We start from the raw sequence: 26,539 nt of genomic DNA, 5'->3' as shown, positions 1-26,539 counted from the left end.
ATAGCTTTTGTAGATGATTTGATAAATGTGCGTCTTTCCATAATACTTATGATAAAATATCCTTTACAACATGACCATGTACATCGGTTAAACGGAATCGTCTTCCTTGATGTTTAAAGGTTAATCTTTCATGATCTATACCTAATAAATGTAATAGTGTAGCTTGAAAATCGTGAATATGAACTGGATTCTCCACAACATTATAACTGAACTCGTCTGTTTTTCCATATACCATTCCTGCTTTTACACCAGCGCCTGCCATCCACATACTAAAACATCCTGGATGATGGTCTCTACCATAACTTTTGGCTGTTAACCTTCCTTGGGAAAAACTGGTTCTACCAAATTCACCTCCCCAAACTACAAGGGTATCTTCTAACAATCCGCGTTGCTTTAAATCTTGAATTAATCCTGCTGTGGCCTGATCTGTATCTCTAGCTTGTCTTTTTATACCTCCAGGTAAATTTCCATGCTGATCCCATCCTGTATGGTACAACTGTATAAACTTAACACCACGTTCTGCTAGCCTTCTTGCTTGTAAACAATTTGCGGCATATGTTCCTGGTTTACGAGCATCTTCTCCATATAACTTATAAATATGATCTGGTTCTTCCTTGGTATCTACAGCTTCAGGTACAGAACTTTGCATTTTATAGGCCATTTCATATTGATTGATTTTGGACTGTATTTCTGGATCGTTCCATAAACTATATTGCTGATCATTCAAAGCTTTTATATAATCTAGAGCACGCCTACGGTCGTTGTCTTGAACGCCATGAGGATTATTCAAATACAATACAGGATCTTTACCAGATCTAAATTGAACACCTTGATGGTGCGAAGGTAAAAAGCCATTACCCCATGCTGCCGAGCTTAATGGCTGCGAACCACCGCCTTTAGAAACCAGCACTACAAAGTTTGGCAAATCTTTATTATCACTACCTAAACCATAGCTTAGCCATGATCCAATTGAGGGGCGACCGCTTAATTGGGAACCTGTTTGTAAAAACATAACTGCAGGTTCATGATTTATAGCCTCAGTATACATGGAGTTAATAATGCACAAATCGTCAACTACCTGTGCCGTGTATGGAAAGAGCTCGCTCATCCAAGCGCCTGATTGCCCATACTGTTTAAAGTTAAAAATTGATTGTACCAAAGGAAAGGTAGATTGATCTGTAACCATGCCAGAGTTACGCTGAGTACCTTTTACGGATGGTGGTATTTCTTTACCATGCCATTTGGCCAATGCTGGTTTATAGTCTAGTGTTTCTATTTGCGATGGCGCACCACTTTGAAATAGATAAATAACCCGTTTTGCTTTTGGCATAAAATGAGGTGCCAATTTACCATCATTAAATAGCACATTATTGGCAAAAGCCGAAGACGGCGCCAACATTGAGCTTAATGCTATGGAACCAAAGCCCAAAGAAGCCTTTTTTAGGAATCCGCGTCTGGTTTCTGCAAATTGTAGTTGTCTTTTTATGTCGTCCATAGTTTGGTTTTATCTAAGTGTATAAGCATCCGTTGTATTTAAAATTCCATTGATTACAGTTGCCAAAGCCGCTGTTTCAGTATAATTTTTGGTATGTCTTATTGGAGACTCCCCTATATTCAAATACGCTATAGCATTGGCTTCGTTGGTTTCAAACCGTTCGTATTCATCCTTGTAAAATTTCGTTAGGACTTGCAGCTCTCCATCTAGAGGGGTTCTTCCTGTGCCCAGTTTAAATGCAGTATTGAGCTGTTTTGTTATGTTTTTTGGAAATTGCTCAATTAAGTTTTCTGCCAATACGCGTCCAGCTTCAATATATTGTGGATCGTTTAGTAATACTAATGCTTGTAAAGGAGTACTTGTTTGTCTTCTCTTAACTGCACAAACCCCGCGGTCTGCCACATCAAAAATGCTCATTGTTGGTGGTGGCGAAGTGCGTTTCCAAATGGTATATAGACTTCTTCTGTATAAACCTTCTCCTGGTTTTTGCAAATACTTATAACGCCACTTTTTATTACTTAATTCGTCCCAAAGACCTTCTGGCTGATAAGGATATACACTTGGCCCTCCTATTTTATTGGAAAGTAATCCACTAATTGAAAGCGCGTTGTCTCTAATCATTTCAGCTGGTAATCTAAAACTTGGCCCTCGTGCCAACAATACATTATCAGAATCTATTTCTAATAGCTTTTCAGTTGTTTTTGAGCTTTGCTTGTAGGTTTCAGACATTACAATTTGTTTGTGCAATGCTTTTATATCCCATCCAGATTCCATAAAACTAACGGCTAGATAATCTAAAAGTTCTGGGTTGGACGGTAGACTTCCCTGGCTTCCAAAATCATCGGCAGTTTCAACGATACCTCTACCAAAGTGCATTTGCCAAATTCGGTTAACAAAAACTCTAGCAGTTAAAGGATTGTCTTTATCAAATAACCATTGTGTTAACCCTAGTCTATTTTGAGGTAAGTCTTTATTAAATGGTAAAACAGCTGTTGGCACCCCAGGAAATACCTCATCGGTTGGTGCATCGTATTGCCCTCTATCTAAAACAAAAGTTGGTCTTGGTTCGGGGATATCTCCTAAGACCATAATTTCTGGAATACTATCTAAATGTTGCGTTAGCGCTTTTTTAAGGCTTTGCAACTTTAGCTTTTCGGTATTACTTGGTTTGTGCAAATTAGCAAAGTAAAACTCTGACAAGACCGATTTGCTTTCTTCTGATGTTTTATTCGCTAATAGCGAATAAAATCTTTTTCTGTCTTCAAGATATGTGACTTCAATGGCTGATAATGCCTTATCAAAAATCTTTAGATTATCAATGCCGCCATCTACAAAAGATTTCATACCATCTCGTCTTCCAATTCTAAACCCTCGAAAACCATAGGTATGTATATTGGGTTTAAAAAGTATGGATTTATATAAGTTATTAATATCAACCTCAACTGGAATTTCTTCTCCGTTTTTATACAAATGCACACCTTCCGCTTTCCCAGAACCATCATAGGACACCGTTACATTGGCCCATTCCTTTCCGGTTATTGGTTCTTTTGAAGTTACCTGAATTGCATTAGATGGCCACGAAAAGGCAATAATAAATTTTAAGTGATTCTCCTCTAAATGAAGAGAATACCCTTTATATCCATTTCGAATATCTTCACAATGGTTAAACACCATAGCATCTTCATATACTTTATCTGGAAAGATGGAAAGACGTACTGAAAAAGGATCTGTATGATCAAACCATCCTATTTTTTTTGGCAGTTTAAATGCTGTAAAATCATTTAAAAATAGTGCTTTCCCAGAGACACCTTCTTTTATAACAGGGTCATTAGCAGTTGCTATTCCACCATTATTTAAACCGGGTATATTATAACTGTTTTTTTCCTTTTTTAGGAATGTTTCAAAAGACCAATCTGCAACTACATGTGTTTTAATCGTTTTTGTTATGGTATTTTGAATCTCCACTTTATCAGTTTGCAGCCAGTTCTTAAAGTCGGAATTTCCTTGACCAAGTATCGTCTTTAATTTGTGGGTTGATTCTCCAATTTGCTGCTCCAAAAATTTAATAACATCTTCCTGTTCTTTATTCGTAAGGAGTAAAGATGGTCCTGGTGTTTGATCTGGTCCGTAAACAGCGGTGCCAATTTCATTGGTGCTATTAAAAAATGCCGCTAATTTGTAATGGTCTTTTTGACTAATAGGATCGTATTTATGGTCGTGACAACGGGCACATTCTACAGTAAGTCCTAAGAATGCTTTAGACATCGTTGCAGTTCTGTCTGCTACATATTCAGCCCTAAACTCTTCATAAACAATACCCGCTTCAGAGTTTTTCTTATGCAACCTATTAAAGGCTGTTGGCAATACGGTTTCAACATTGGCATTTGGTAATAAATCACCCGCCAATTGTTTGGTTACAAATTCTTCATAAGATTGGTTTTGATTAAAGGCATTAATAACCCAATCTCTATACGGACTAAAATCTCGGTGCTTATCATCAAGATAACCATCACTATCGGCATATCTTGCCACATCCATCCAATTGGCTGCCATGCGCTCCCCATATGCAGAAGACATTAATAATTCATCAACTAAGTTTTCATAAGCATCTTCCGAATTACTATTCACGAATGCTTGAATAGCGTCTACAGTTGGAGGCAATCCTGTTAAGGTAAAATATAAACGTCTTATTAGTGTTTCCTTCTTTGCGCGTGCAGATGGTTTCAGGTTATGGTCTTCTAAGTTATTCAGAACATGATAATCGATAGGATTAGTGGGCCATTCCTTAAGTTTAATTTTAGGTTGTTTCGTTTTCCTTGGTTTTATAAAAGACCAGTGTGGTTTGTATTCGGCACCTTGTTCTATCCATTTTATTAATAACGCTTTTTCTTCATCACTAAGCGCCACGTTAAAATCAGGAGGCGGCATGACTTCGGAAGCATCTTCAGTTAAAATTCTATCTACAAGGTTACTTTTTTCAGGATGTTTTGGTACAACAGCATGAAGTTCTCCTCCTTCCAAAGCAGCATAAGCGTGCTCTGGCGTATCCAATCTTAAGTCAGATTTCTGATTGTTGGCATCTGGTCCATGGCATGCAAAGCACTTATCGGACAGTATAGGTTTTATATGATAGTTAAAATCCACCACCTTTGGGGTGCTTTCAAACGATGGAATTAAATGGTCTGGAGCTTTATATCCACAACCGTAAACCACCATTAACATCACTAAGCTTAATGCGCTGTTTCTCATACCTGTAAATTACCTGATGTTTCAAATATATGTATCGTTTTTAACAGTTAATAAGTGAATAAACTGTTTTATTAACTGTTAATAAATTATTTATTACCTTTAAAATCTGTGGTAAATTTTAAGTGGAAAAAGACGTTTACATAGAGATTGTTGAGCAAATTACTTCCAGTAAGTCTTTTGGGAGATCGCGCACCTATGCTAATTTATTGGCTTATTTGGTGGATTGCACTTTAAACAAAAACGTACCCAAAGAAACCACTATAGCCTCTGATATTTTTGGAAAAACAGATTTTGACCCTGCTCAAAGTACTTTGGTACGGGTTTATGTTTACAACCTTAGAAAGAAGCTAGAAAATTATTATAGGAACGAAGGAAAAGAGGATAAAAAACTTTTAAAAATACCAAAGGGGAGCTATGAGGTATTGTTGATTGACCGAAAATCTGAAAGCCCAAAAAAAGAAAAAGTATTTCCGTTTAAAACGGTTATGGCTTCTATTCTTTTATTGCTGATAATTTCATTATTCTTCAATATAAGAGCCTTTAAGAATTCTGATGACACATCAAAAATAGCTACATCTAAATTATGGAAAGACCTCTTATCTCAAGACCAATCTTTAACCGTTGTGATTGGCGATTTATTCCTTTACGAAGAACTAGATTCTTTATCTGAAGCCTATAAAACCACGCGAAATTCTAGAGTAAATTCTTTAGAGGAGTTTGAGGAATTTAAATTGTTAAATGAAACCTCTGAGGTAAGTTTTCAGCCTGCAGATTATACCTTCTTAATTTATAATAGTGCCCTTTGGATAAAAGATTTGAGTCATATTTTTGCAAAAAGTAACAAGGATTTTGCCGTTAGGAATATGGCTCGCTTTAATCCTAAGGCGCTTCAAGATGGTGATTTTATAGTCTTAGGAATGATTAAAACTTTTGGTTTGTTTAGAGACTACACAGAAACAACTGCCTTTCCGTACGACCCAAAACGTGATGGCATTGTTTATACCGATAGTAGCCATACCCAAAAACTTTTAAAACCCTTTGGCGACCCTAATGCATACCATACAGATTATGGTATTATTATGAAAATACCGGGGTCTAACAGTAATAACATTTACCTTTTTGGCGGCATTTGGGATACAGGTGCTTCTCAAAGCCTAAAATATTTTACGGACGAAAACCTCCTTGCCAAACTAGAAGCTGACATGCTAACTAAATTTGGAAGCATTCCCGAATATTACGAGGTACTTTTTGAAGTAAAAGGCATTGACCGCATGGAACTTACGCCAACGATTTTAGACATTAATCAAAAAACACCCTCTAGCTTATTTAAAAATTAGCTTTTGGAAACTCTGTAATTCTCAAAATGGTTGTTGCTTCGGGCGACAGCTCAACCGTAACAGCTTCTCCTGTTTCAACAGCATCTGGGTAAGAGGTAGATTCTACCCAATTTTTCAGGTGCCAATTGGTAACTTTCTTCGCCATTACTTTTAATGTTATTGGCGAATTTCCAATATCCCAAGGATAGCCATCTGTTTTGGTTTTCACTACTTCAATATCCTTTTCGGTTAAACTTGCCGATAAAGCCAATGCCCAACCAGAATCTCTTATGGCTTTTGGAAAATGCTCATAGGCCGGGAATTCCACACTACTTTTTTCTCCTGAATCAAATGTACTTTTTCTAACGATACTTTCTATAGGATAGGAAAACACTAAAGGGCCGTAGTTAATTGCCAACCCACCTTGTCTATCATCAATTTTCGGCGTTGTTTTAAATGCTAGTTCTACAACATCGCCTTTTTTAAATTTGCGTTTTAGCGTTTTAAATACAGTATGTTCTAAGCCTGAAGCATAGTTTTTCCCATTTAACCTAATACTATAATAGTCCGCCCATTTTGGTATTCTTAAGCCAAATTCGATTTTACTTTTTGGTGCTTCATTGATGGTAATTTTTATTTGATGTTCAAATGGATAATTGGTCTCTTGTGTAAAGCTAAAATTGCCCTTTTCTAGGGGCGTATTGATGGTTCCTGGCATATACAAGACCAACTTTACGGCGTTTTTATCAATTGTACAAGAACGATTAATAAAGGTTGGCAACATTCTATGGATATTTCCGGCACAACATTCGGTATCATGCCCTGGACGATAACAAAGGCGCCCTTTGGCCACAGCGCCCCATTTTACATCATCATTATAAGAACTTGAGGCATTTGTACTAGTAATTAAATTAGGCTTTTGATAATATTGATAAGCCTTAAAATCTTTTGAAAGGAGGCTTAAGCTGGCATTATAAAGTACCTTTTCCATTTTATCTGCAAACATAGGATCTCCTGTAGCCAAGAGCGACCATCCTGTGCTCCATGTAAAGTCGATTAAGCTACAGGCCTCTGTGGCTTCGTTTGACCCTTTTCCAGCCAACCCTTCATGATTTGCATATCCGCCATCAGCCAATTCGTGGTCTTCTTCTAACATTTTATAGGCCTTGTAAAAAGCGGTTTTATAAGTGTCTTTGCCTGTGTATTTGTAAAGCACTGCTGGAAGTTTTAGAAACTCGTGATAAGTTACCGCATGTCCACCAGGACGCAACCCTTCATTCATTCCATTTGCAGAAATACTATACACGCCTTTATTCTTTTTTCCTTTTACACTTTCCGAAGCTTTTTGCTGAAAAGCAGCATACAGCTTCTCAGCAGCTTCAATGTACCATACATCATTAGTAAGTCCGTACATTGCACCTAGTAGCTCAACATGTAACACGGAACGCACTTCGAATCCGCTCATATCTGCCACATCAAATTTTTCTTCAGAATTATAAACTGCTTTGTAATGCCTATCGATTGCGTTTAGTAATTCTGGATTCTCGGTAGCTTTATACTTTTCAATAAACATACGCATGATAACCACCATAGGCCATTCTTCGCGTACTTCGCCTAAGTTTCCAGCATGTAACATACCGTTTTCATCAACGTTAGCTAGAATGTGGTTTAAGTTTATATCAGCTTTGTTTAACAATTTAGAGGAGCCAGACATATATCCTGCTCGTAAAATTCCATCTAAATAATAGCCCGTTTGTTCGTACGGCCACCAATCACTTCCACCTGAAAACTCACGATCTCTATAATCCATATTTTCAGTCCACATTCCGGTATTAAAAGGAAACCCGCTTTCTTCTGGGTGACTTCCCAATCCTTGAACTTGGCGGTTTAAAAACTCCTTTACCCAACCTTCAGGCACAAATTCGTTTGAAGCTAAATCTCTGGTACTTTCGGTCTGTGCGTAACTAAAAAAGACACTAAGAACCGTTACGAAACATAAAATATGTCTTAAACTCATTTTAGAACGATTTAATAATTGTTTTCTCCTCCGCTCGTTTTTTTCATAATTAGCTCGCGGGCATTTTTCATTTTATGAATGTTTGGCAGATGCGGATCTGGCCACAAATTGCCTACATTATCTTTATTCCAATTTTCGTAATCTGATTGTAATTCTGCAACTTTTTCAGGCATGGTTTTAAGCAAGTTTTTTTGTTCGTAGGGGTCGTTTTTCAAATCAAATAAAAAGCGTTCGCCTCTAACTTCCTCTTTTACCAATTTATAATTGCCTTTGCGCACACAATATCCAGCGCCATCAGAATAACGCCAGAACAATTTATTATGTGGTGTTGTAGTTTTTTCACCTTTTACAAAAGGCAATAGGTTAGCACCGTCTAACTGATCTGCTTTTTTATAATCTATGTTTGCTGCGTTTATAACCGTTGCAAAAACATCATAACCTATTATTGGTGCTTCGTAGCGCGTTCCGCCTTTAAATCCTGCTGGCCACGACATTAAAAATGGCACACGGATACCGCCTTCAAATAGCAGTCCTTTTTGTCCGCGGTACGGACTTTGACTAGACCCTTTACCATGTCCGCCGTTATCACTATAGAAGAAGATAAGTGTGTTTTCGTATTCGCCAGTTTCCTTTAGCTTTTCAATAACCCGACCGATACCAACATCCATTCCTGATACCATTGCTGCATAAGCAGCTCTTTCGCCTTGTTCAATATGGTCTACATTATTAATATATGCCTTTGTGGCTTGTATAGGCGCATGAGGTGCATTGTAGGCCAAATACATAAAAAATGGCTTCTTAGACTTGCTATACGTATCAATGTACTCTACCGCTGCTTTTGAAAAATCGTCTGTTAAATAGCTTAGGTTTTCTAGCGGTTCTGGTTGTCCATTACGCATAATTTGATGCCAAGTAGTAAAACTCTTTTCCCAAGATTTTCCCCAATAATTTCTGGAACCTCCTGAAAATCCAAACCAATCATCAAAACCTCTGTTGTTTGGCCAATATTCTGGGGTATGTCCTAAATGCCACTTACCAATAGCACAGGTTTGGTAACCATTATCTTGTAATACCTCAGACAGTATGGTTTGTTCCAATGGTAAGCCCATAACAGGGCCTTCAAAGCCCTTACCTATATTATTTTCGCACCCAAAACGCTGCTGGTATCTCCCCGCTAATAAACCAGCTCTACTTGGACCGCAGTACGAATGTGTGGCATAACCTGCTGTAAAGCTTACACCATCTCTGGCCAACATATCTAAATTTGGGGTTGGAATATCGGTACTACCATTAAATCCTACATCTGCCCAGCCTAAATCATCTGCAAGAATTACAATTACATTTGGTTGCTCATGTTTAGATGTTTTCCTTTGTGCATTTAGCTGCAATGTTACCGCCACTAAAAGGTTCAACATTAGTAATTTCCTCATGTCTTTTATTTGTTTAATTTGAGTAGAACAAATTACTATATTTACAACCAAAGCAGATAAGAGATAAATACATTATAACTACATATGGTTTTTTAATCACTGCATTTAAAGTGCATTTTACCAAAAGACCAAACCGCATTTAATGAACAAAACAACATGAAAACCAACGCTTTAAACTATTTAAGTTTTACATTATTACTTGTTTTTCAAGTTGCACTTCTTAATAATCTATATGCACAAACTATAGATACTACTGGTATTTCTATTAAAAATTTTCCTGAGGAAGGGTTTACTTTATCCATGAGAGATCAGGGAAAAGCGGTTCGATATTTCAAAGATAAAGCGGCAAGATATTTAAAAGAAAAAGACACCGCTAATTACATTCATTGCATGGTAGGTTTGGCACATATTGAGCAAAACTCTGGCAACTACAACAAGGCTTTTGACATTGCTTGGAACACCTTATCAAAATATAAAGCCGTAAAAGATAAACGTCCGCTTTTAAAACTTTATAGAAAATTAGGACTGCTTTACGGTAACTACGGAAAAGATAGTTTGGCGCTGCATTATTTAAATGAAGGGTTAAAAACTGGAAAGTCATTTCATAACTCGGCAAAAAATCCGTTAGGCAAGTTATCTGCGGCCTATTTTAGTATTGCCAACCAGTACATTAAAATGAAGGATTACAATACGGCATTAATCTACTTAGATTCTTGCTATATTGATACGTCTTCTAACCAAAGACACCATTATGCCGATGCCCTTTATGGCTATGTTTACACGCAAAAAGGGAATTATTTAAAAGCCGAATCGTATTTAAACAATATTATTTCTTTTTTTGAAGACCGCACCTTCGGCTATCAAGCTAAAGCCAACAGTTATATAGCCGATTTAAAACTGGCCACAGGCGAACAAGATAGTGCCATGTATTATTACGAGCGCTCTTTAAAGGCTATTGATTCGTTAATGGTACATCATGAAATTAAACCTGATGTTTTAGAAAAATTAGCACTGTTATATTTTACTAAAAAAGATTACTCCAAGGCATTTAAATTTATGCAGGGCGCCAAATTTATGTCCGATAGTTTATTTAATACCCAAAGCCGACACAACAAGGAGTTATTTGAAATTAAGAACCAGTACCAGGAAGATTTATCTAAGCAACAGGAGTTAATCACCGCTCAAAACAACTTGCTTGAAACTAAAGACAAGGCTAGTTTTAGACTTAAATTACTCATTGGCGCTTTATTGGTTTTAGCTGTTATTATTTTAATTACTTATAGGCTAAAATCTAGAATGAAAAAGATGGCCTATGAGCAGTCTGTTATTCACGAAAAGAACGATGCTATTTTAGAAGTGAAGAACAAAGAATTAACAGCTAATGCGCTTCAGATTATAGAGAAGGAACATTCGGTAAAAGAATTATTGGCTGCTTTAAAGGGTAGCGACCCTAAAAAACATCAGGAGCTTAGTAGTAAATACAAAAAGAGCAACAAGAAATTGTGGGACGATTTTAACCTTCGCTTTGCACAAATTAACAATAAGTTTTATGAAAGTTTATTGAAGCTTCATCCTGATTTAACGTCGACCGATTTAAAACTCTGCGCGCTTATTAAACTTAATTTTGATAGTAAAGAAATGGCGGAAATTTTAGCTATTTCAACGCATGGTGTGCATACAGCACGCTCTAGGGTAAGAAAGAAACTGAATCTTGAACGACAGGATAGCTTATCTAATTATATTGCCAAGGTAGTTCCGGAAAAAAATTAGTTTCTTTACAGGCGTTAAAGTCATTTGGTTGTGGATCGTATTAGCCCAAAGTTTATAGAAAAATCTGGTGTGTATTCTGAAGAAGAGATCGTGCTTCTAAAGGATGAAATTAGTTTTAAACAGCTTAAAAAACATGACTTTATTCTAAAACCTGGTGATGTCTGTTCTTCGCTCATTTATATTGTTGAAGGCGCCATTTACCAGTATAAAATTGATACGGATTTAGAAAAAAACGTCCTAGATTTAAATATTGCTCATGATTGGGTTATAGACAAAGACAGCTTTACGTCTCGCGGAGCTTCTAACCTGTATATTGAAGCTTTTGATGATTGCCTCATTTATGAACTTAGTATTGAATCTATTCATGCGTTGATAGCTAAATCGCAATCCTTTCTTCAATTAGGAAAAGCTTTTGGAGAAGTAAGTTCTAGACTTAATTTCTTTGACAACAACCTGTCTCCTGATGAAAAATACGTGTATTTACAGGAACATAAACCGGAATTACTTCAGAAATTCCCTTTAAAGCTCATTGCGTCGTATTTAAAGATTACACCAGAAACGCTTAGCCGTGTTAGACATCGTTTTTTTAAAAGTTAAGTCCGTTCTTGATTTCAATCAAGTGACTGAAGCTTTGATATCCAAGATCTTTGATTTTCAATTTAAAAATCAAAGATTATATGGAACATCAATTTTACAAAACCGCAGGTATTTCCCTTATTTTGGGCTCATTACTTATTATTGCCACAATGGTTATGCATCCGCATGGTGGCAGTTTAGAATACCTCATTAAAATCTCTAACCAGATTACAATTACACATGCCTTGGCTATTTTTTCTATTCCTATTATCACCTTTGGATTTTATGGCTTAACGCTTAAACTTCTAACGCCTAATAAAATAGCGGTTTTAGCTTTTATTATTCTATGTTTTGGTTTTGTGGCCGTTATGTTTGCTGCCTTAATTAACGGCCTTACCTTACCTTATTTCTTAAATGAGTTTGCCGATAGTTTAGACGCTAATAGAGCTGTTGTTGATCCTATTGTGTACTATGGTTTTGCTATTAATAAACCTCTGGATTATATTTTTATGACAGGATGCTGTTTGGCTATTCTTTTGTATTCTATCATTATTGTGCGTTCAAACCTTTTACATAAATGGATTGGCTATTTTGGCATTCTCCTCATTGCTTTTGCCGTGTTTGGGGTTCTTACTGGTTTTATTTTTACCAACCTTACTGGGTTTAGAGTGTTTACTTTTAGTCTTGCCGCTTGGATTTTAAGTAGTGCTGTATTGTTAATTAGGAGTAAGTAGTTAGGAAATTAAAAAAGCCCCGTCTTTGATGGGGTTTTTAATGTTGGTAACACCTGCCATTGCTGTTTTAGTTTGCTGTTTAGAGAAGTTCTTTCAGCTTTATAGATTGATTTGAGGCAAAGTTTATCGCCTATTTAATTATTGTTCGAAGTTACAAACTTCGAATAGCAAGGAGTTTCTATGTTAAAAAGGATTGCAAGTGCTTTTGGAATTTCGACTTCAAAACTCTTATCCTTTGACAATCAAACTAGTTAATTAGTAAAAAAAATCCTATCTTCGATTCCTAATATTCCGCCCTTAGAATAATTAATAGCTTTTAAGATATCAAACCTTATTAGCCATGTGGTTATGCAATAAAGGGAGACCTATGATTTCAATAAAATTTCTAAAAGCAGTCAATGGAGATTGCATCCTTATTTCTTTTAAGGACTCACAAAATAAAGCGAAAAACATACTTATTGATGGCGGTCGAGATGCAACCTATTTCGATAGGGTTAGAAGAAAAGGCCCACTAAAAAGCATCATTGATGATATTAAGCATCGTGAAGAAAAAGTAGATTTACTTATTTTATCCCACATCGACAACGACCATATTGAAGGACTTCTCAAATGGTTCGAGCAGGATAAAAAAGCGCCTAAGTTTATTAATGAAGTATGGTTCAATTCTGGTGAAGCAATTGCTAAGTATTTAAATAAACCAAAAAATGATGATTTAGACCTATTCATTGCAGATGGGTCTAATGTTTTTACTGGTGTAGATGAGGGGATAGAATTTCAAGAATATCTAAAAAAGCATAATCTTGATAGGGACGACATCATTAAGAAAGGACTTGAACGTGATTTTTTCAATTTAAAAGTTAATGTTCTTACACCTTCACACAAACAGTTAGAAGATTTGCTTGAACATTATCAAGAAAAAACAGGTGATGTAAAGTATACAGGAGCAAGAAACGACTGGTCTAAAAATCTTAGCGATATAATTTCTGAGGAAGAAAAGCCATCCTTCCGATTTAGGCAGGATAGGAGTGAGAAAAATGGAAGTAGTATTACTATGTTAATTACTCATGAGGGTAAAAAGTTTCTGTTACTTGCAGATTCACATCCAAAGGAAGTATGTGAAGCCTTAAAAGACCTAGGTTATAAAAAAGAAAACCCAGTAAAGGTTGAGTTTATGCAAGTGTCCCATCATGGTAGTAAGGCCAATAACAACAAGGAGCTATTCGACTTGGTGGATACTCAAAATTACATTATTAGTACCAATAGTTCAGGACACGGACATCCACATAAAAGTGTTATTGCAAGGATTACTGCAAAGAATCCGAAGGCTACTATTTACTCTAATTACGAGGTGGTCGTAGATAATCTCTTAACAGAACAGGACAAAACGGATTTCCCAGAATTGCAAGTCAAACTAATCTCAGAGTTCCATATTAAATAATGAGCGCAAATACTTTAAAAAAGCATACGGCAAAAGTAGGTTCTGGTAGTGGATGTGTGTTTCAGCCTATGGACGATAAAAGCACTTACATTTTGACTGCCAAACACCTTTTTCAAAGTAGAAATGAGGAAACTGATGAACTGGAATATATTAATGATGGCACCGAAGTTCCAATAACTTTATTGGAATTTGATGGCAATAGTTGGAATGCTAATACTCAAAACCTAACTATCATGTTTGAAGAAAATTTCTTCCCACATCCTACAGCAGATGCTGCAATTCTTAAAATCGATTATCTCGAAGGTTTTGATAATATCCATATTAGAAATAAACGTATAAAAAACGAATACTATTTATGTGGATTTCCCAGTAGACTTAGTAACCAAGATACAATTGGCAATAGAGTTGCAACGTTTGTTGTGGCAAGAATCAAACAATCCGGTGATTTCTTTGATGTTGCAGAATTAAGCAATAATATTATATCAATTGATGAGATTGAAGGTTGTTCAGGTGGCGGTATCATGGCATTTGATGATAAATCTAATGTCTTCGTAACAGGCATACAAAGTAGAATGGCTACAAATGTAGATATTGCATTAGGCGAAATAGGATTTGTTCCTGTCAAATACTTTGAAGAAATCATTGAAGTTTATAAAGATGAAGGAAAACTTGTAGAATTACTGCCTGTATTTCTCAAATCTTTTGTTTCCCTCATTGGCGATACATTTCAATTTGCATCTGCGGGAATAAGCAGGGAAGAAGCTGCACTTTCAGAACTATTAACGGCGAAGGCACAATTTATACAGCAAAGTGATTTAACTCCTTTGGCATTCAGGTCATTTTTAGGCGAACAACGCCTATTGATAAAAGACCAAGACAATGTAGAGTTAAAACGGAAAAAGGTTTGGACATTTTGGTTAGAATTGCTAGTGATTCTAAATATTGTAAAAGATAAAGTTCATAATGTTGAAGATTTAGAGGATATATTGAATAGAATCCGTTTTTTTTATTCAAACACTGACAAGGATTTTCTCACCACTCATTTACAAGATTTATGGAAGTTGGATTATAAGGATTTGGAAGACGAGGGTCTTGTCATATTTGCATCTAATCAAATCTACCAAAGGCCGGGCACTGAAGGTGTGCTGGATTTGAGTGAAATCATCTCAGATATATCTACTGCTCGGAGAGCCTTTACAAAAGTGCAAAATCAAGCTATTGCTTCGGGTACAATTGATATAGCCGAAGCGAGGGATTTTCCATTTGACTGCTTTAAATATGCAAGTTTAACAACATTCAAAGAATATGCCGCTCAGGAACTTGATAAGGGTTTTGTGGACATGAAACCAACCGATTGCTATCCTTTGTTAAAAGAATTATATGAAAAACTCTTACCGTGACATAGTTGAAATATTCAAAAGCGATTTTCCTGAGATTACAATTGAAAACATTATTGTTGAAATGGAAAAAGGCAAGGCTCATTGTATTTTCCTTAAGATCCCTGATACGAAATTCCTGTCAGATAACTGGAAGCTGGTCACAAACAGTATTGCTTTAAATTATCAAAACTATCTAGAAACAAGTTTTGAAAAATGGAATATTTATTTATTCTTTCTGATGACGGAACCAATAGAAGATATGAATCTAAAATATGCTATAGAAAACAACACCTTTTCCAGTCGTAAAATTGTAGAAAATGACTCATTATCTCTAGAAGCCCTAATTAAAAAGCACATCAATAATGAACTGAGCTTAGAAAAAGATACCTTTAGAACAGAGTCTGTTGACTTCTTTCACCACCCTATTATTTATGATGTACTTAAGGACAAAACCATAAAGAAAAAGAACATTTTGCCGGAACAGCTAAATCTGGCTTACGTTGAGTTAATAAATAAATTTAGAGATGAAGAAGAATGAAATTCAATTCAGTAGAAATATCAGGTTTTAGAATTTATGACCATCCCGAAGATGCAAACTTCAGTTTTATTACTGAAAATGGAGAGACAGCAGACTTTGTATCACTCTTTGCCCCTAATGGTTTTGGTAAGACATCCTTCTATGACGCTGTTGAGTGGGCTGTGACAGATTATGTAGGGCGATTTTGGGTAACAAAGAATACAGAGAAATCGCTCAAGACTATGCGACGTCTTACATCTGGACAAGTATCTCTTTTTAAAAACCGAAATTCCAAGAATGAAACTTGGGTGAAAATCCTTGATTCTGAAAATAAGATTTATAAAGAAAATCATCTTGAAGTAGCCAAGCAACGTGCGAACGACGCCAATTCAAAGAGTAATGACAATAATAAGGACTTTGCAAGAGTTATTCTTTCACAGGAATGGATATCAAGGTTTTTAAAAGAGGCCGACGGACAGATTCGTTACAAAAAGTTTATGGAAAGTAATTCTGGACTTGGCGAAATAGATGTCTATTACCAAAATGTAATTGCGCTTTCGGCGGCAAATGATAAAAAGATAGCCGCTCTTGAAAGTAATATTCAAGATTTTCAAGACAAGATTACAAAAACTTCAAATAATGATTTGTTGTCGACCGTAAATGACCAAATATCTGTCGTCAATAAATTTAAAATTAATAAAGCCCTGAATGAAATTGAAATTGCGACAACTCAAAAGGAAATAAAAGATTTTCAGGATGCTTTGACAGATGCCATTGCAGGTAATTCTGAAGCTATAAGATTAGAGAGGTTGATATCTCATATACAGTTAGCACTGAATGGCAGTACTGATTTTCTCTCGATAAAGCAATATTTTGAAGCCTTAGAGAACTTGATAAAAGCTATTGAGCAGCTTAAAGCAATAAAAGAAAATCTTCTCAATTTCAAAAAACTTGAAGCTACTACAAATGAAATAGCCCAAAAGGAAAAGTCAAAGTCTGAAATTTCAGTACAACTGAAAAAGCTGGAAACGATTGGAAAATTGATTTTTGCCTATAACGATACGCTTTCAAAAATCACATCAAAAAACGAAATCAAAAAGCAGTATCAACAAAAATTAGAAAAACTTCAGTCTGATATTGAAGAGAGCAGCCGCAAGCTCATAGAAGTGGAAGGTGCCAATAAGAAGTCCGAAAGGAAACGATTGGAAATCAATGAACGATTGATAAAGATTCCCGAACTTAAAAAGAATCTTGAGGCGTTATCAAAGTCTATAAAGTCTCTACAGGAAAAGCTCGAATCCCAACGCAGAAGAACATCCAAGGCACAAACCAACCATTCTAAACTTAAAGATGAAGTCGATGAACTCGTAAAGGTTATGCGGGAATTTGATTTAGGTCAATATGCAGAAACCAGTCTTGATAAAAATCAAGAGCAAATAAAAAACCTTAAGCAACTTGAAACGCTTGAAATACAAAAGTTGCAATTAAATAAAGAGTTGCAGTCCTTACAGGAGCGTATCAGCTCACAGGAATCACTCAACAAAACTCTTAGCGAATTCATCACGTCTGGTCTGGCCATCGTAAACGACCAGAAAACCGATACCTGTCCGCTCTGTGAAAAGACATACAATGATCACAAAACTTTAGCAGATAGAATACTTAATAATGATGCACTTTCAAAATCTATCAAATCGCTGTTGGAAGAACGTTCAAAAAAGCAATCGGATATTGATGATAATGCAACTGCCGCAAACAAGTTGTCTGAGGAAGTTAAGCAATTTTATGTCAATAAGTTGGATGGTTTACAAAACCAACTAAAACTTGCTGAAGATCTGAAAGAAAGCGAGCAGGATGTACTCATTCAATTAACCAAACAGTTTAATGCAGAAAACGAGAGACTTCTCGATTTAAAGTCAACTTTTCAAGAGGATTCTATCGATGCTTATGAAAAGAAACTTAGAGCAGATTTAGAGGCTGTTAAAGCGTCCAAAAAATCTGTCAAAGAGGAATTTGAGAATATGAAAGAGGCTCATCAAAAGTTAGAGTCCGATAAAAATGAACTCTCAGAAAAAATTAAACTTTTGAATAATGAAATTCGCGATTTGGTAAACAATAAAGATTATGATAGTGTTGTCCAATGGCTAGATGTCAATGACCAAGGCGAAGAAAAGGCAGCTGACTTTGTTAATGCAAAAATCCAAAACAAAAAAGATGAATCAAATGCTTTAGATAAAGCCCTAAAAAATCTCAACCGTGATTTAAAAACACTTAAAGGACAACTAAAAAAATTCAATGAAGAACAACTAAAAAAGGACTTAGAGGAAATTGAGAAAAAGATACAAGATTTGGAATCTAGTATCGCGGCATATCAATCCCATCTTGAGGATAACCTTCAAATCATTGCCAATGACCTTACTAGTGAAACGCTAAACGGTTCTCTAAGAACAAAAGAATCCGAAACTAAAGAAAAATTAAAACAACATGAAATTTACAAAATTGAGGTCAACAAACTCAAAGGCTACTCTGAGAATATTTTTCCCTACTTGCAATCTGAACAAGCCAAAATAGATTTGGCTAATACAGAAAAAGAACTGAAATTTTTGAAGGAAAAAGTAAGTTATTCTCTTAAAACAGAAATTGAAAAGACCAAAAACTATCTTGACCAAAGTATTAAAGATTTCTTTTACGAGGATTTAATCAACGAGATTTACGGAAAAATAGACCCTCATCCCCGTTTTAAGAATGTAAAGTTTATCGCGACTTTTACTAGTGAAAACCCAAGCCTTGATGTATATGTAAAAGGCGGAAGAGATGATGATGATAAGGATAGCCTTATCCCAAATTTGTATTTCAGCACTGCACAAATAAATATTTTGAGTCTGAGCATCTTTCTTGCTTCAGCACTCAATTCAAAAACGTATGATTGCATTTTTATAGATGACCCAATCCAGTCTATGGATAGTATCAATGTGCTTTCTACTATAGATTTGCTTAGAAGCATCGTGGTCAATAATAAGAAGCAAATTATCCTATCAACACATGATGAGAATTTTCACAATCTTCTAAAAATGAAAATACCCACAGAGTTATTCAAATCAAAGTTTCTAGAACTAGAAACCTTTGGTAAATTAAAGAAAAAAACTAATTATTAGTGATTTGGCAAAGGGGTTTTTGGACTCAATGAAAAATAAAATGGGAGGTAATGATGAGACATTAATGACATAAAAGATTATTATGAAAGAAAAATATAAAATATTATCGTTAGATGGTGGAGGAGGTTGGGCAATTCTTCAAGTACTAACTTTAAAGGATATATTTCAAAAAAAATATCCTAATAAAGAAATTAAGGGACATGAAGTATTAAGTCATTTTGATTTAGTTATCGCAAATTCTGGAGGCAGTATGGTTTTAGCCGCATTAGCATGTAACTGGACTTTTGATGAAATTATAAAGTTGTTTGATGATAAAGCAATAAGGGAGAGGATTTTTAAAAAATTAAATTTCAGACAGAGGTATTTTCCAGCTAACGTAATGCGATTATTTGGCGTTAAATCAGTTGGTACTCGATATTCCACAACAGCTAAGAAGAATGCTTTAGAAGATATTTTAAGAATAGATAATAAGAAAAAACTAAATGATGTTACACTTCCTAAGCTTCCAAAAATAATTGGAAAAGAATCACTTGAGATTGTTGTGACAACATTTAATATTATTAACAAAAGAGCAAAATTATTTCGATCAAATAAGCATAGTAAGGCAAGAGCTGAAGTAGTTGCAGGGGTAGATCATTTTGATGAAGTTAGTCTAGTTGAAGCTATACATGGCTCTTCGAATGCACCAGTAAATTATTTCGATTTTCCAGCTATTTTTAGCCCAGAAGGGTCAAGGCGAAGATTTTATCTATGGGATGTTGCGTTAGCAGGGTTTAACACCCCTATTATGGCTGGTCTTACTGAAGCTTATATCAATAATGTAAGTAGAGAAAATATTCCCATACTCTCTTTGGGAACAGGAGGAAAACTTATATTTGAAGAAGATTCGGATAATTTTAGAAATCAATACCATACTTCTTTATTAGGAAAAAAGGTAGTAAGAACTAAGAATAGTAAAAAAATAGACTTTAAAAAGACTACGAAAAAACTTGGCTTGTTTTTCAGAATATTCAAAGGGACAAGTTTTTATAGTTCAATATTATCTAACATGACACAATCTATTCTTTTTGAACCACAAAAAGCAACCTCGTTCACAGCGTATACTCATCTTTTTAATGGATTTACTTATAATTCTAGTAATAATAAAAGATTCATAAGGTTATATCCCCTCAGATTATGAAAGATAATAATTCAGACAAACTAATCCGCCAGTTGTATAATTTGGATATGGATATGACTTAAATTTATTTAACTCAAAGCTCGTATTAACTTGCATAATAAAATCAACGAAAATGAATAACAATTCCGAAAAAAAAAACCCAGATTGGTTGAGATTTGAAAAGGAGATCGCTGGATTATTCGAACTGTTTGGGTATGATGACGTAGTCCATAACGCAAAACTTGATGGTGGACAGTGTGATGTGGTGGCCAAATCAACTAATCGTACTAAGTCAAATATAATAGTGGAATGCAAATTTAGTTCATCCTCCACTTCTAAAGTTGGAATTGTTGATGTTCAGAACTTTATTAATAAAGCAAGTAATTATAGAAATGAAGGAAAAATAGACTTAGGTTATTTAATTACTAATACAGAATTTACGGCAGATGCAAAAGCGGCGTTAAATGATAGAATAAAAAACTACATATTTTTATTAACGTATGATGAATTCATACAAGGATTGTTGGACATAAAACAATATTTAGAGGATTACATCAAAGAATATGATGACTTAGGAGAAGGGGAAAAATTCATTGATTTAAAACTTCTTAATACCACTGGGCTTGACAGAACCATTATGGACAGTATTCCAGGTGATCTTTTAGAGCCAATAGGTTCTAAAACTAATTTTCTAGTTATACCCAACAACCAAATTGAAGGCCATATTGACAAAATGCCTTTCTTGTCCTTCAATAATAATTCGCACTCCCCAACTGTAAAGCCTATCGAATTCTTTAATCAGCTTCAAGAATATTACGAAAACAACACTAAAGAAAAGAAAAGTCATGAAAAACAACTAATAAAAATTTTAAAAGTTGTTGTTAAAAAAATTGCCGATCAACATAAGGATGAAATACTTTATAATCTTTTTGAAAAAATCCCAAAGGATAAAATAAAGATGATACGAAGGAGTCCAGAATTAACAGTTAAAACATTAATGGATATTTGGAGTGAATATGGAGGTGACTCTGGAATAAAGTTGTTTAGAAAATCAAAAATTAGGACAACCATATATAAAGAAATCATAAAGGAATACAAAACTGAAATAAAGTCGATTAAAGTAAAAAAACAAACAATTCCTCCTTTAATTAACTCTTTTGGCCCTCATATAGTTGAAGCGTTACAGATTGAACCAGGGTTAATGTTTTCTAAGCTAAATGATATAAAGAACTGGAATGATAAATATGAACTTCAAAATATTATTGCCCACTTAAATGACCAAACTGAAAGTGATAGAATTATTCTTAAATTGTTGATAGAAGAGCCTGCTCTCAACTCCCTACAAAGTTACATTGTAAATAAAACCACAGATGTTCTTGTTCTCATTGGGGACTATGGGGCTGGAAAAACTACGATAATTAGAAAGTTAATGAGAAAACTATCAGAGGAAAAGCTATTAAATCAATATGATTCCAATTATAGAATTCCACTATATATTACTTTAAAAGATTATAATAAGATTCCAGATATTAAAAACCTTATAAAATCCTTCTTAAGAAATAAAGTTGAAGTAAGTAACATGTCCATAAGGGCTTTTAAAAAACTAAATGAAGAGGGGCGATTCATCTTATTATTGGATGCTTTTGATGAAATGCTAAACCGTGTAACAAAAGCCGACAGAAGAAGGTGTTTCAAAGAAATTGCCGAGTTGGTAACTGAAAATTCAAAAATAATACTCACAGGAAGACCATCCTATTTTAATGATTATGAAGAGTTTAAGGAAAATGTAAACCTACTAAATCTTAAAAAAAAGGATTCCTTTGAAAAAAGCAACATAAACTATGAAATTAAATGTTTACAACTACTTGACGAGGAACAAGTTGAAACCTTAATAAAAAAGTCCTCTCCAAAAGACTCTGAAGGAGTGATTGATATTTTATTGAATAATCCTAGCCTAATGGATTTAGCTCGAAGACCTGTTCTTGCCTCAATGATAAGTAAAACAGGTGATGAACTAAAGAAATTGGAAAACAAGGAAGTATCCGTTCGCAACGTTTATGAACTTTATACAGATAAATGGGTGAAAAGAGAAGAAGACAAGGGCTCTTTTAGATTATTAGTACAACCAAATCAAAAATCAATTTTCCTAAGATATCTTGCTATGCAAATGTTTATTGAGGGATCACTATCTATTCATTATACGGAATTAGACAAAAGCCTTCAAAAGCACTTCGATTTAGACCGAACAATTAATTTAGATTATTTTAGTCATGATATTCGAACTTGTTCATTTCTTTCAAGAACAGATGACGGTTTTTACTTTTTTATGCACAAATCTTTCATGGAGTATTTTGTTGCATGTGAGTTTGAAGAAATGGAAAATTCCCCTTTCGCAAATTCTTTTTCAAATAATTTGACCAACGAGATTATAGATTTATTAGACTTCGACAAATTACCACCAAAAATAATTGAACTATGGAAAAGAAGGAATAGTATTCAAAACTTCAATGACGAAATTTATAATGTTAAAAATCACTTAGCAAAAAAGCAAATGTACGAATATGCGGCAGCAATAAGAGATATTGAAAAAGATTTAGAGTACATTTTAGACAATTACAATTCTGTTTTTGTCATGAATCTCAAAAAGTCTTCTGAACTTTATAAAAAATTCAAAGAGGTTTTACCTAAAATTAACACATACAAGAATTATTTATCTGATGATTTGGTAAAATTCTTTAACACAAACTTCTATTCCTTAGACAGCTAATTTAAAAAAATTAAGAGGGAGCTATCTATATTATTTTTCCATCAACAAACAAAAAAGCCTCACTCATAAGAGTAAGGCCTTTGTACTGAAGACGGGAATTGCCTGCGGCGAGTCCCGATACGTCATCTTGAAAAAAGCCTCCCTATCGGGGGCTACTTTTTTGTTTTCTTCCACTCACTCAAACACGTTTGGTTCGTTCCAAAAAACAAAAAAGCCGAAACATTTGTTTCGGCTTTTTATCTGTACTGAAGGCGGGACTTGAACCCGCACGGACTAATGTCCATTGGATTTTAAGTCCAACGTGTCTACCAATTCCACCACTTCAGCATCTTGGTATATTTTGAGTAAGTCTCAGAGCGAAAGACGGGATTTGAACCCGCGACCCTCACCTTGGCAAGGTGATGCTCTACCCCTGAGCTACTTTCGCAGTTTTTAATGAACTTACCTGCGGCAAGCAGGCTCACAACCTCTCGATTGCGGATGCAAATTTAAACTATTTCTATTAATTGCAAAGCCTTTTTTAAAAAATAAATAAAAATTTATTGAAACTAATTGTTACTCAGCCAAATCAATTGATTCGCAATTTGTACATTTTCAATTTTCACTTTAAAAACTACGGTATTCTTTTATCCGAAGTACTGTTTTTAGTATGACCTATACTACTTTCTTAAAAAGTCATCAATCTAAACATATACCAAAGAGGTATCGCTTCAAAATGAGATCTCTCGTCGCTCATCCTTCGCTCTGTCGATATGACAAAGTCCTGTTTTTTAAATATATATCAAGTACAGGTTGGACTAGGTTATTTACAGAAGCCACTAGATTACTTCGTCGCTGCTCTCCTCGTAATGACGACAAATCATTATTTTTTAGAGCAGCTCCTTTTTCAATAAAAAAGTTTAGGCCTGTTTTTTCTTTACCAGCATGCGTTTTATCTCATTTAATTTCATGAGTGCTTCTACTGGTGTAAGCGTATCAATATCAGTATGTAGAATTTCGTCTTTTATATTTTCTAACAACGGATCGTCTAAATTGAAAAAACTTAACTGCATATCATTTTCAATAGATTTTACCGTATCTGTTAGCTCTTCACTAGAATGTGATTGTTCTAATTTTTTTAGAATCTTATTAGCTCTGTGTAATACTTGTTGAGGCATACCCGCCATTTTAGCCACATGAATACCAAAACTATGAGCACTACCGCCTTGAACCAGTTTTCTTAAAAACAGCACATTATCTTTTAATTCTTTTACAGATACATTGTAGTTCTTAATACGTTCAAAGGTATCAGTCATTTCGTTTAACTCATGGTAATGTGTGGCAAAAAGTGTTTTTGCTTTTGCAGGATGTTCATGTAAATATTCGCTAATAGCCCATGCAATAGAAATACCGTCATAGGTGCTCGTACCACGCCCAATTTCGTCTAGTAAAACCAAACTTCTTTCAGACATGTTATTAAGAATAGAAGCGGTTTCATTCATTTCTACCATAAATGTAGATTCACCCATCGAAATATTATCACTTGCACCAACACGTGTAAATATTTTATCTACAACACCAATTCTAGCGGCATCCGCTGGCACAAAACTCCCTATTTGGGCTAACAATACGATTAAAGCTGTTTGACGTAATATGGCTGACTTACCAGACATATTTGGCCCTGTAATCATGATAATTTGTTGTGATGTTCGGTCTAAAAACACATCGTTAGCAATATAGGTTTCACCTAGTGGCAATTGTTTTTCAATAACAGGATGGCGTCCGTTTTTAATTTCTAAATCGAAAGATTCATCAATTGTAGGATATACATAGTTGTTTTCTTTGGCCAATTGTGCAAACCCGCATAAACAATCCAGTTGCCCTATTAAATGTGCATTTTGCTGTACCGATTTTATATACAAGCCCATCCACACCACTAATTCAGCAAACAGTTCCTGTTCTATAGCTTGTATTTTATCTTCGGCACCAAGAATTTTGGCTTCGTATTCTTTGAGTTCTTCGGTAATATAGCGTTCGGCACTTACTAAGGTTTGTTTTCTTATCCATTCCTCCGGCACCTTATCTTTATGGGTATTACGTACTTCTATATAATAGCCAAATACATTATTGGAAGCTATTTTAAGCGAAGGAATACCTGTACGTTCACTTTCACGCTGTAGCATGCCATCTAGATAGTCTTTTCCCGATTTAGACAAACCTCGTAGCTCATCTAGTTCTTTAGAAAAACCATCAGCAATGGTATTACCCTTAAGTACATTAACAGGCGCTTCTTCATTAAGGGTTTCTTTTATTTTCTCTCTTAAAATTTCACAACCTTGAAGATTTTCACCTATAATCTTAAGCGATTCGTTATCACAATTTGATGCCAATGCTTTTATTGGTACAATGGCTTCTAATGAGTTTTTAAGCTGAATGACCTCACGCGGATTCACCTTTCCTGTTGCTATTTTTGAAATGAGGCGTTCTAAATCGCCTATATGCTTTATATGATGTTGCACCTTTTGAAGCACCTCATCATTTTTGGTAAAAAAGTCTACGACCTCATGACGCTGCTTTATTTGATCCTCCTTCTTTAAGGGTAATGCCAACCAACGCTTTAGCATACGCCCGCCCATTGCAGAAATGGTTTTATCTACTACCTGAAGTAAGGTTACTGCATTGTTGTTGGTAGAATGGTATAACTCTAAATTTCTAATGGTGAATTTATCCATCCATACATAATCGTCTTCGGCTATTCTAGAAATAGAGGTAATGTGCTTTAACTTATGGTGCTGTGTTTCGCCTAAATAATGTAGAATAGATCCTGATGCAATAATGCCTTCATAAAGGTCTTCAATACCGTAACCTTTTAAGGTCTTAGTATCAAAATGCTTGGTTAAGGTTTCATATGCATAATCTGATTGATATACCCAATCTTCGAGGTAAAAAGTATGAAAATCATCACCAAAAGTTTCATTAAATAAACTGCGCTTTTGTTTAGATACAAGTACTTCACTTGGACTAAAATTTTGCAGTAGCTTATCTACATATTCGGCATTACCTTGAGAGGTTAAAAACTCGCCTGTTGAAATATCTAAAAACGATACGCCAATGTACTTTTTATCAAAATATACCGAGCATAAGAAGTTATTAGATTTAGACACTAAAACCTCATCGTTTAAAGCTACCCCTGGCGTTACTAGTTCTGTAACACCTCGCTTTACAATTTTCTTAGTCTGCTTAGGATCTTCTAACTGATCGCAAATGGCTACACGTTCTCCTGCTTTTACAAGCTTTGGTAAATAGGTGTTTAACGAATGGTGCGGAAAACCAGCTAATTCAGTTTCACTTTCGCTCCCAGCACCTCTTTTGGTTAAGATGATACCCAAAATACCAGCAGTTTTTACAGCATCTTCTCCAAATGTTTCATAAAAATCGCCCACACGAAACAGTAATAAAGCATCTGGATACTTAGCTTTAATGCTATTGTATTGCTTCATTAATGGGGTTTCTTTCTTTTCTTTCTTCGCCATGCTTTTGTAAAAATTGTAGCATGCAATG

Annotated in this window: 15 protein-coding genes and 2 tRNA genes; 10 read left to right on the top strand and 7 right to left on the bottom strand. The window is 35.0% G+C overall.

What is annotated here, in order from left to right; all coding sequences use genetic code 11:
- Nucleotides 1-46 precede the first annotated feature (46 nt).
- Together FUA24_RS15045 and FUA24_RS15040 are read right to left on the bottom strand one after the other, a co-directional pair.
- On the bottom strand, nt 47-1,495 hold the full coding sequence (locus tag FUA24_RS15045; RefSeq protein ID WP_148543756.1) for a DUF1501 domain-containing protein: 1,449 nt from the start codon (nt 1,493-1,495) through the stop codon (nt 47-49).
- A 9-nt stretch (nt 1,496-1,504) separates the two neighbouring features.
- Nucleotides 1,505-4,744, bottom strand: a complete 3,240-nt coding sequence (locus tag FUA24_RS15040; RefSeq protein ID WP_148543754.1) for a DUF1553 domain-containing protein — start codon at nt 4,742-4,744, stop codon at nt 1,505-1,507.
- Between the two features lie 122 nt (nt 4,745-4,866).
- Here FUA24_RS15040 and FUA24_RS15035 point away from each other — a divergent pair, with 122 nt between their 5' ends.
- On the top strand, nt 4,867-6,081 hold the full coding sequence (locus FUA24_RS15035; protein WP_148543753.1) for a helix-turn-helix domain-containing protein: 1,215 nt from the start codon (nt 4,867-4,869) through the stop codon (nt 6,079-6,081).
- Here the strand turns inward: FUA24_RS15035 and FUA24_RS15030 are convergent.
- Both FUA24_RS15030 and FUA24_RS15025 read right to left on the bottom strand, forming a co-directional pair.
- Nucleotides 6,071-8,077, bottom strand: coding sequence for a beta-L-arabinofuranosidase domain-containing protein (locus FUA24_RS15030; RefSeq protein WP_148543751.1), 2,007 nt, complete (start codon nt 8,075-8,077; stop codon nt 6,071-6,073). The two genes, FUA24_RS15035 and FUA24_RS15030, sit on opposite strands and share 11 nt — an antisense overlap.
- An 11-nt stretch (nt 8,078-8,088) precedes the next feature.
- The gene (locus tag FUA24_RS15025) at nt 8,089-9,507 is read right to left on the bottom strand and encodes a sulfatase-like hydrolase/transferase (RefSeq protein ID WP_148543749.1); all 1,419 of its coding nucleotides are present in this window, start codon (nt 9,505-9,507) and stop codon (nt 8,089-8,091) included.
- A 156-nt stretch (nt 9,508-9,663) separates the two neighbouring features.
- Between FUA24_RS15025 and FUA24_RS15020 the strand changes: the two genes are divergently transcribed.
- The 9 genes from FUA24_RS15020 to FUA24_RS14980 all read left to right on the top strand — a co-directional run bounded on the left by FUA24_RS15020 (nt 9,664) and on the right by FUA24_RS14980 (nt 22,999).
- Complete coding sequence (locus FUA24_RS15020; protein ID WP_148543747.1) at nt 9,664-11,277, top strand: tetratricopeptide repeat protein; 1,614 nt, start codon at nt 9,664-9,666, stop codon at nt 11,275-11,277.
- 30 nt (nt 11,278-11,307) lie between these two features.
- Nucleotides 11,308-11,874, top strand: coding sequence for a Crp/Fnr family transcriptional regulator (locus tag FUA24_RS15015; RefSeq protein WP_148543745.1), 567 nt, complete (start codon nt 11,308-11,310; stop codon nt 11,872-11,874).
- Between the two features lie 80 nt (nt 11,875-11,954).
- Nucleotides 11,955-12,587 carry a hypothetical protein gene (locus FUA24_RS15010; protein WP_148543743.1) on the top strand — a complete coding sequence of 211 codons (633 nt, stop codon included), beginning with the start codon at nt 11,955-11,957 and terminating at the stop codon, nt 12,585-12,587.
- A 367-nt stretch (nt 12,588-12,954) separates the two neighbouring features.
- Nucleotides 12,955-14,025 (top strand): ComEC/Rec2 family competence protein, encoded by a 1,071-nt coding sequence (locus FUA24_RS15005; protein WP_187388294.1) that lies wholly within the window; start codon nt 12,955-12,957, stop codon nt 14,023-14,025.
- A complete protein-coding gene (locus FUA24_RS15000) occupies nt 14,025-15,425 on the top strand; it encodes an ABC-three component system protein (RefSeq protein WP_148543739.1) in 1,401 nt (466 codons plus the stop codon). Before FUA24_RS15005 ends, FUA24_RS15000 begins: the two co-directional genes overlap by 1 nt.
- Nucleotides 15,406-15,942, top strand: a complete 537-nt coding sequence (locus tag FUA24_RS14995) for an ABC-three component system middle component 1 (RefSeq protein ID WP_148543737.1) — start codon at nt 15,406-15,408, stop codon at nt 15,940-15,942. Before FUA24_RS15000 ends, FUA24_RS14995 begins: the two co-directional genes overlap by 20 nt.
- Nucleotides 15,939-19,073, top strand: a complete 3,135-nt coding sequence (locus tag FUA24_RS14990; protein WP_148543735.1) for a hypothetical protein — start codon at nt 15,939-15,941, stop codon at nt 19,071-19,073. Before FUA24_RS14995 ends, FUA24_RS14990 begins: the two co-directional genes overlap by 4 nt.
- 82 nt (nt 19,074-19,155) lie before the next feature.
- Nucleotides 19,156-20,253, top strand: a complete 1,098-nt coding sequence (locus tag FUA24_RS14985; protein ID WP_148543733.1) for a patatin-like phospholipase family protein — start codon at nt 19,156-19,158, stop codon at nt 20,251-20,253.
- Between the two features lie 112 nt (nt 20,254-20,365).
- Nucleotides 20,366-22,999 (top strand): restriction endonuclease, encoded by a 2,634-nt coding sequence (locus FUA24_RS14980; RefSeq protein ID WP_148543732.1) that lies wholly within the window; start codon nt 20,366-20,368, stop codon nt 22,997-22,999.
- Between the two features lie 243 nt (nt 23,000-23,242).
- Here FUA24_RS14980 and FUA24_RS14975 read toward each other — a convergent pair.
- From FUA24_RS14975 to mutS, 3 genes are all read right to left on the bottom strand, one after another.
- Nucleotides 23,243-23,326 (bottom strand) — tRNA-Leu (locus FUA24_RS14975).
- Between the two features lie 28 nt (nt 23,327-23,354).
- Nucleotides 23,355-23,426 (bottom strand) — tRNA-Gly (locus FUA24_RS14970).
- Between the two features lie 472 nt (nt 23,427-23,898).
- Nucleotides 23,899-26,511: a DNA mismatch repair protein MutS gene (gene mutS, locus FUA24_RS14965; RefSeq protein ID WP_148543730.1), complete on the bottom strand. Its 2,613-nt coding sequence runs from the start codon at nt 26,509-26,511 to the stop codon at nt 23,899-23,901.
- Nucleotides 26,512-26,539: the final 28 nt, after the last annotated feature.

This window comes from Seonamhaeicola marinus (assembly GCF_008085455.1).
This window is presented reverse-complemented; position numbering and strand designations above follow the sequence as displayed.

Coding starts and splice junctions, on each gene's coding strand:
- FUA24_RS15045 (WP_148543756.1), bottom strand. CDS start 1,495: ATGGACGACATAAAAAGACAACTACAATTTGCAGAAACCAGACGCGGA.
- FUA24_RS15040 (WP_148543754.1), bottom strand. CDS start 4,744: ATGAGAAACAGCGCATTAAGCTTAGTGATGTTAATGGTGGTTTACGGT.
- FUA24_RS15030 (WP_148543751.1), bottom strand. CDS start 8,077: ATGAGTTTAAGACATATTTTATGTTTCGTAACGGTTCTTAGTGTCTTT.
- FUA24_RS15025 (WP_148543749.1), bottom strand. CDS start 9,507: ATGAGGAAATTACTAATGTTGAACCTTTTAGTGGCGGTAACATTGCAG.
- FUA24_RS15020 (WP_148543747.1), top strand. CDS start 9,664: ATGAAAACCAACGCTTTAAACTATTTAAGTTTTACATTATTACTTGTT.
- FUA24_RS15010 (WP_148543743.1), top strand. CDS start 11,955: ATGGAACATCAATTTTACAAAACCGCAGGTATTTCCCTTATTTTGGGC.
- FUA24_RS15005 (WP_187388294.1), top strand. CDS start 12,955: ATGATTTCAATAAAATTTCTAAAAGCAGTCAATGGAGATTGCATCCTT.
- FUA24_RS15000 (WP_148543739.1), top strand. CDS start 14,025: ATGAGCGCAAATACTTTAAAAAAGCATACGGCAAAAGTAGGTTCTGGT.
- FUA24_RS14995 (WP_148543737.1), top strand. CDS start 15,406: ATGAAAAACTCTTACCGTGACATAGTTGAAATATTCAAAAGCGATTTT.
- FUA24_RS14990 (WP_148543735.1), top strand. CDS start 15,939: ATGAAATTCAATTCAGTAGAAATATCAGGTTTTAGAATTTATGACCAT.
- FUA24_RS14985 (WP_148543733.1), top strand. CDS start 19,156: ATGAAAGAAAAATATAAAATATTATCGTTAGATGGTGGAGGAGGTTGG.
- FUA24_RS14980 (WP_148543732.1), top strand. CDS start 20,366: ATGAATAACAATTCCGAAAAAAAAAACCCAGATTGGTTGAGATTTGAA.
- mutS (WP_148543730.1), bottom strand. CDS start 26,511: ATGGCGAAGAAAGAAAAGAAAGAAACCCCATTAATGAAGCAATACAAT.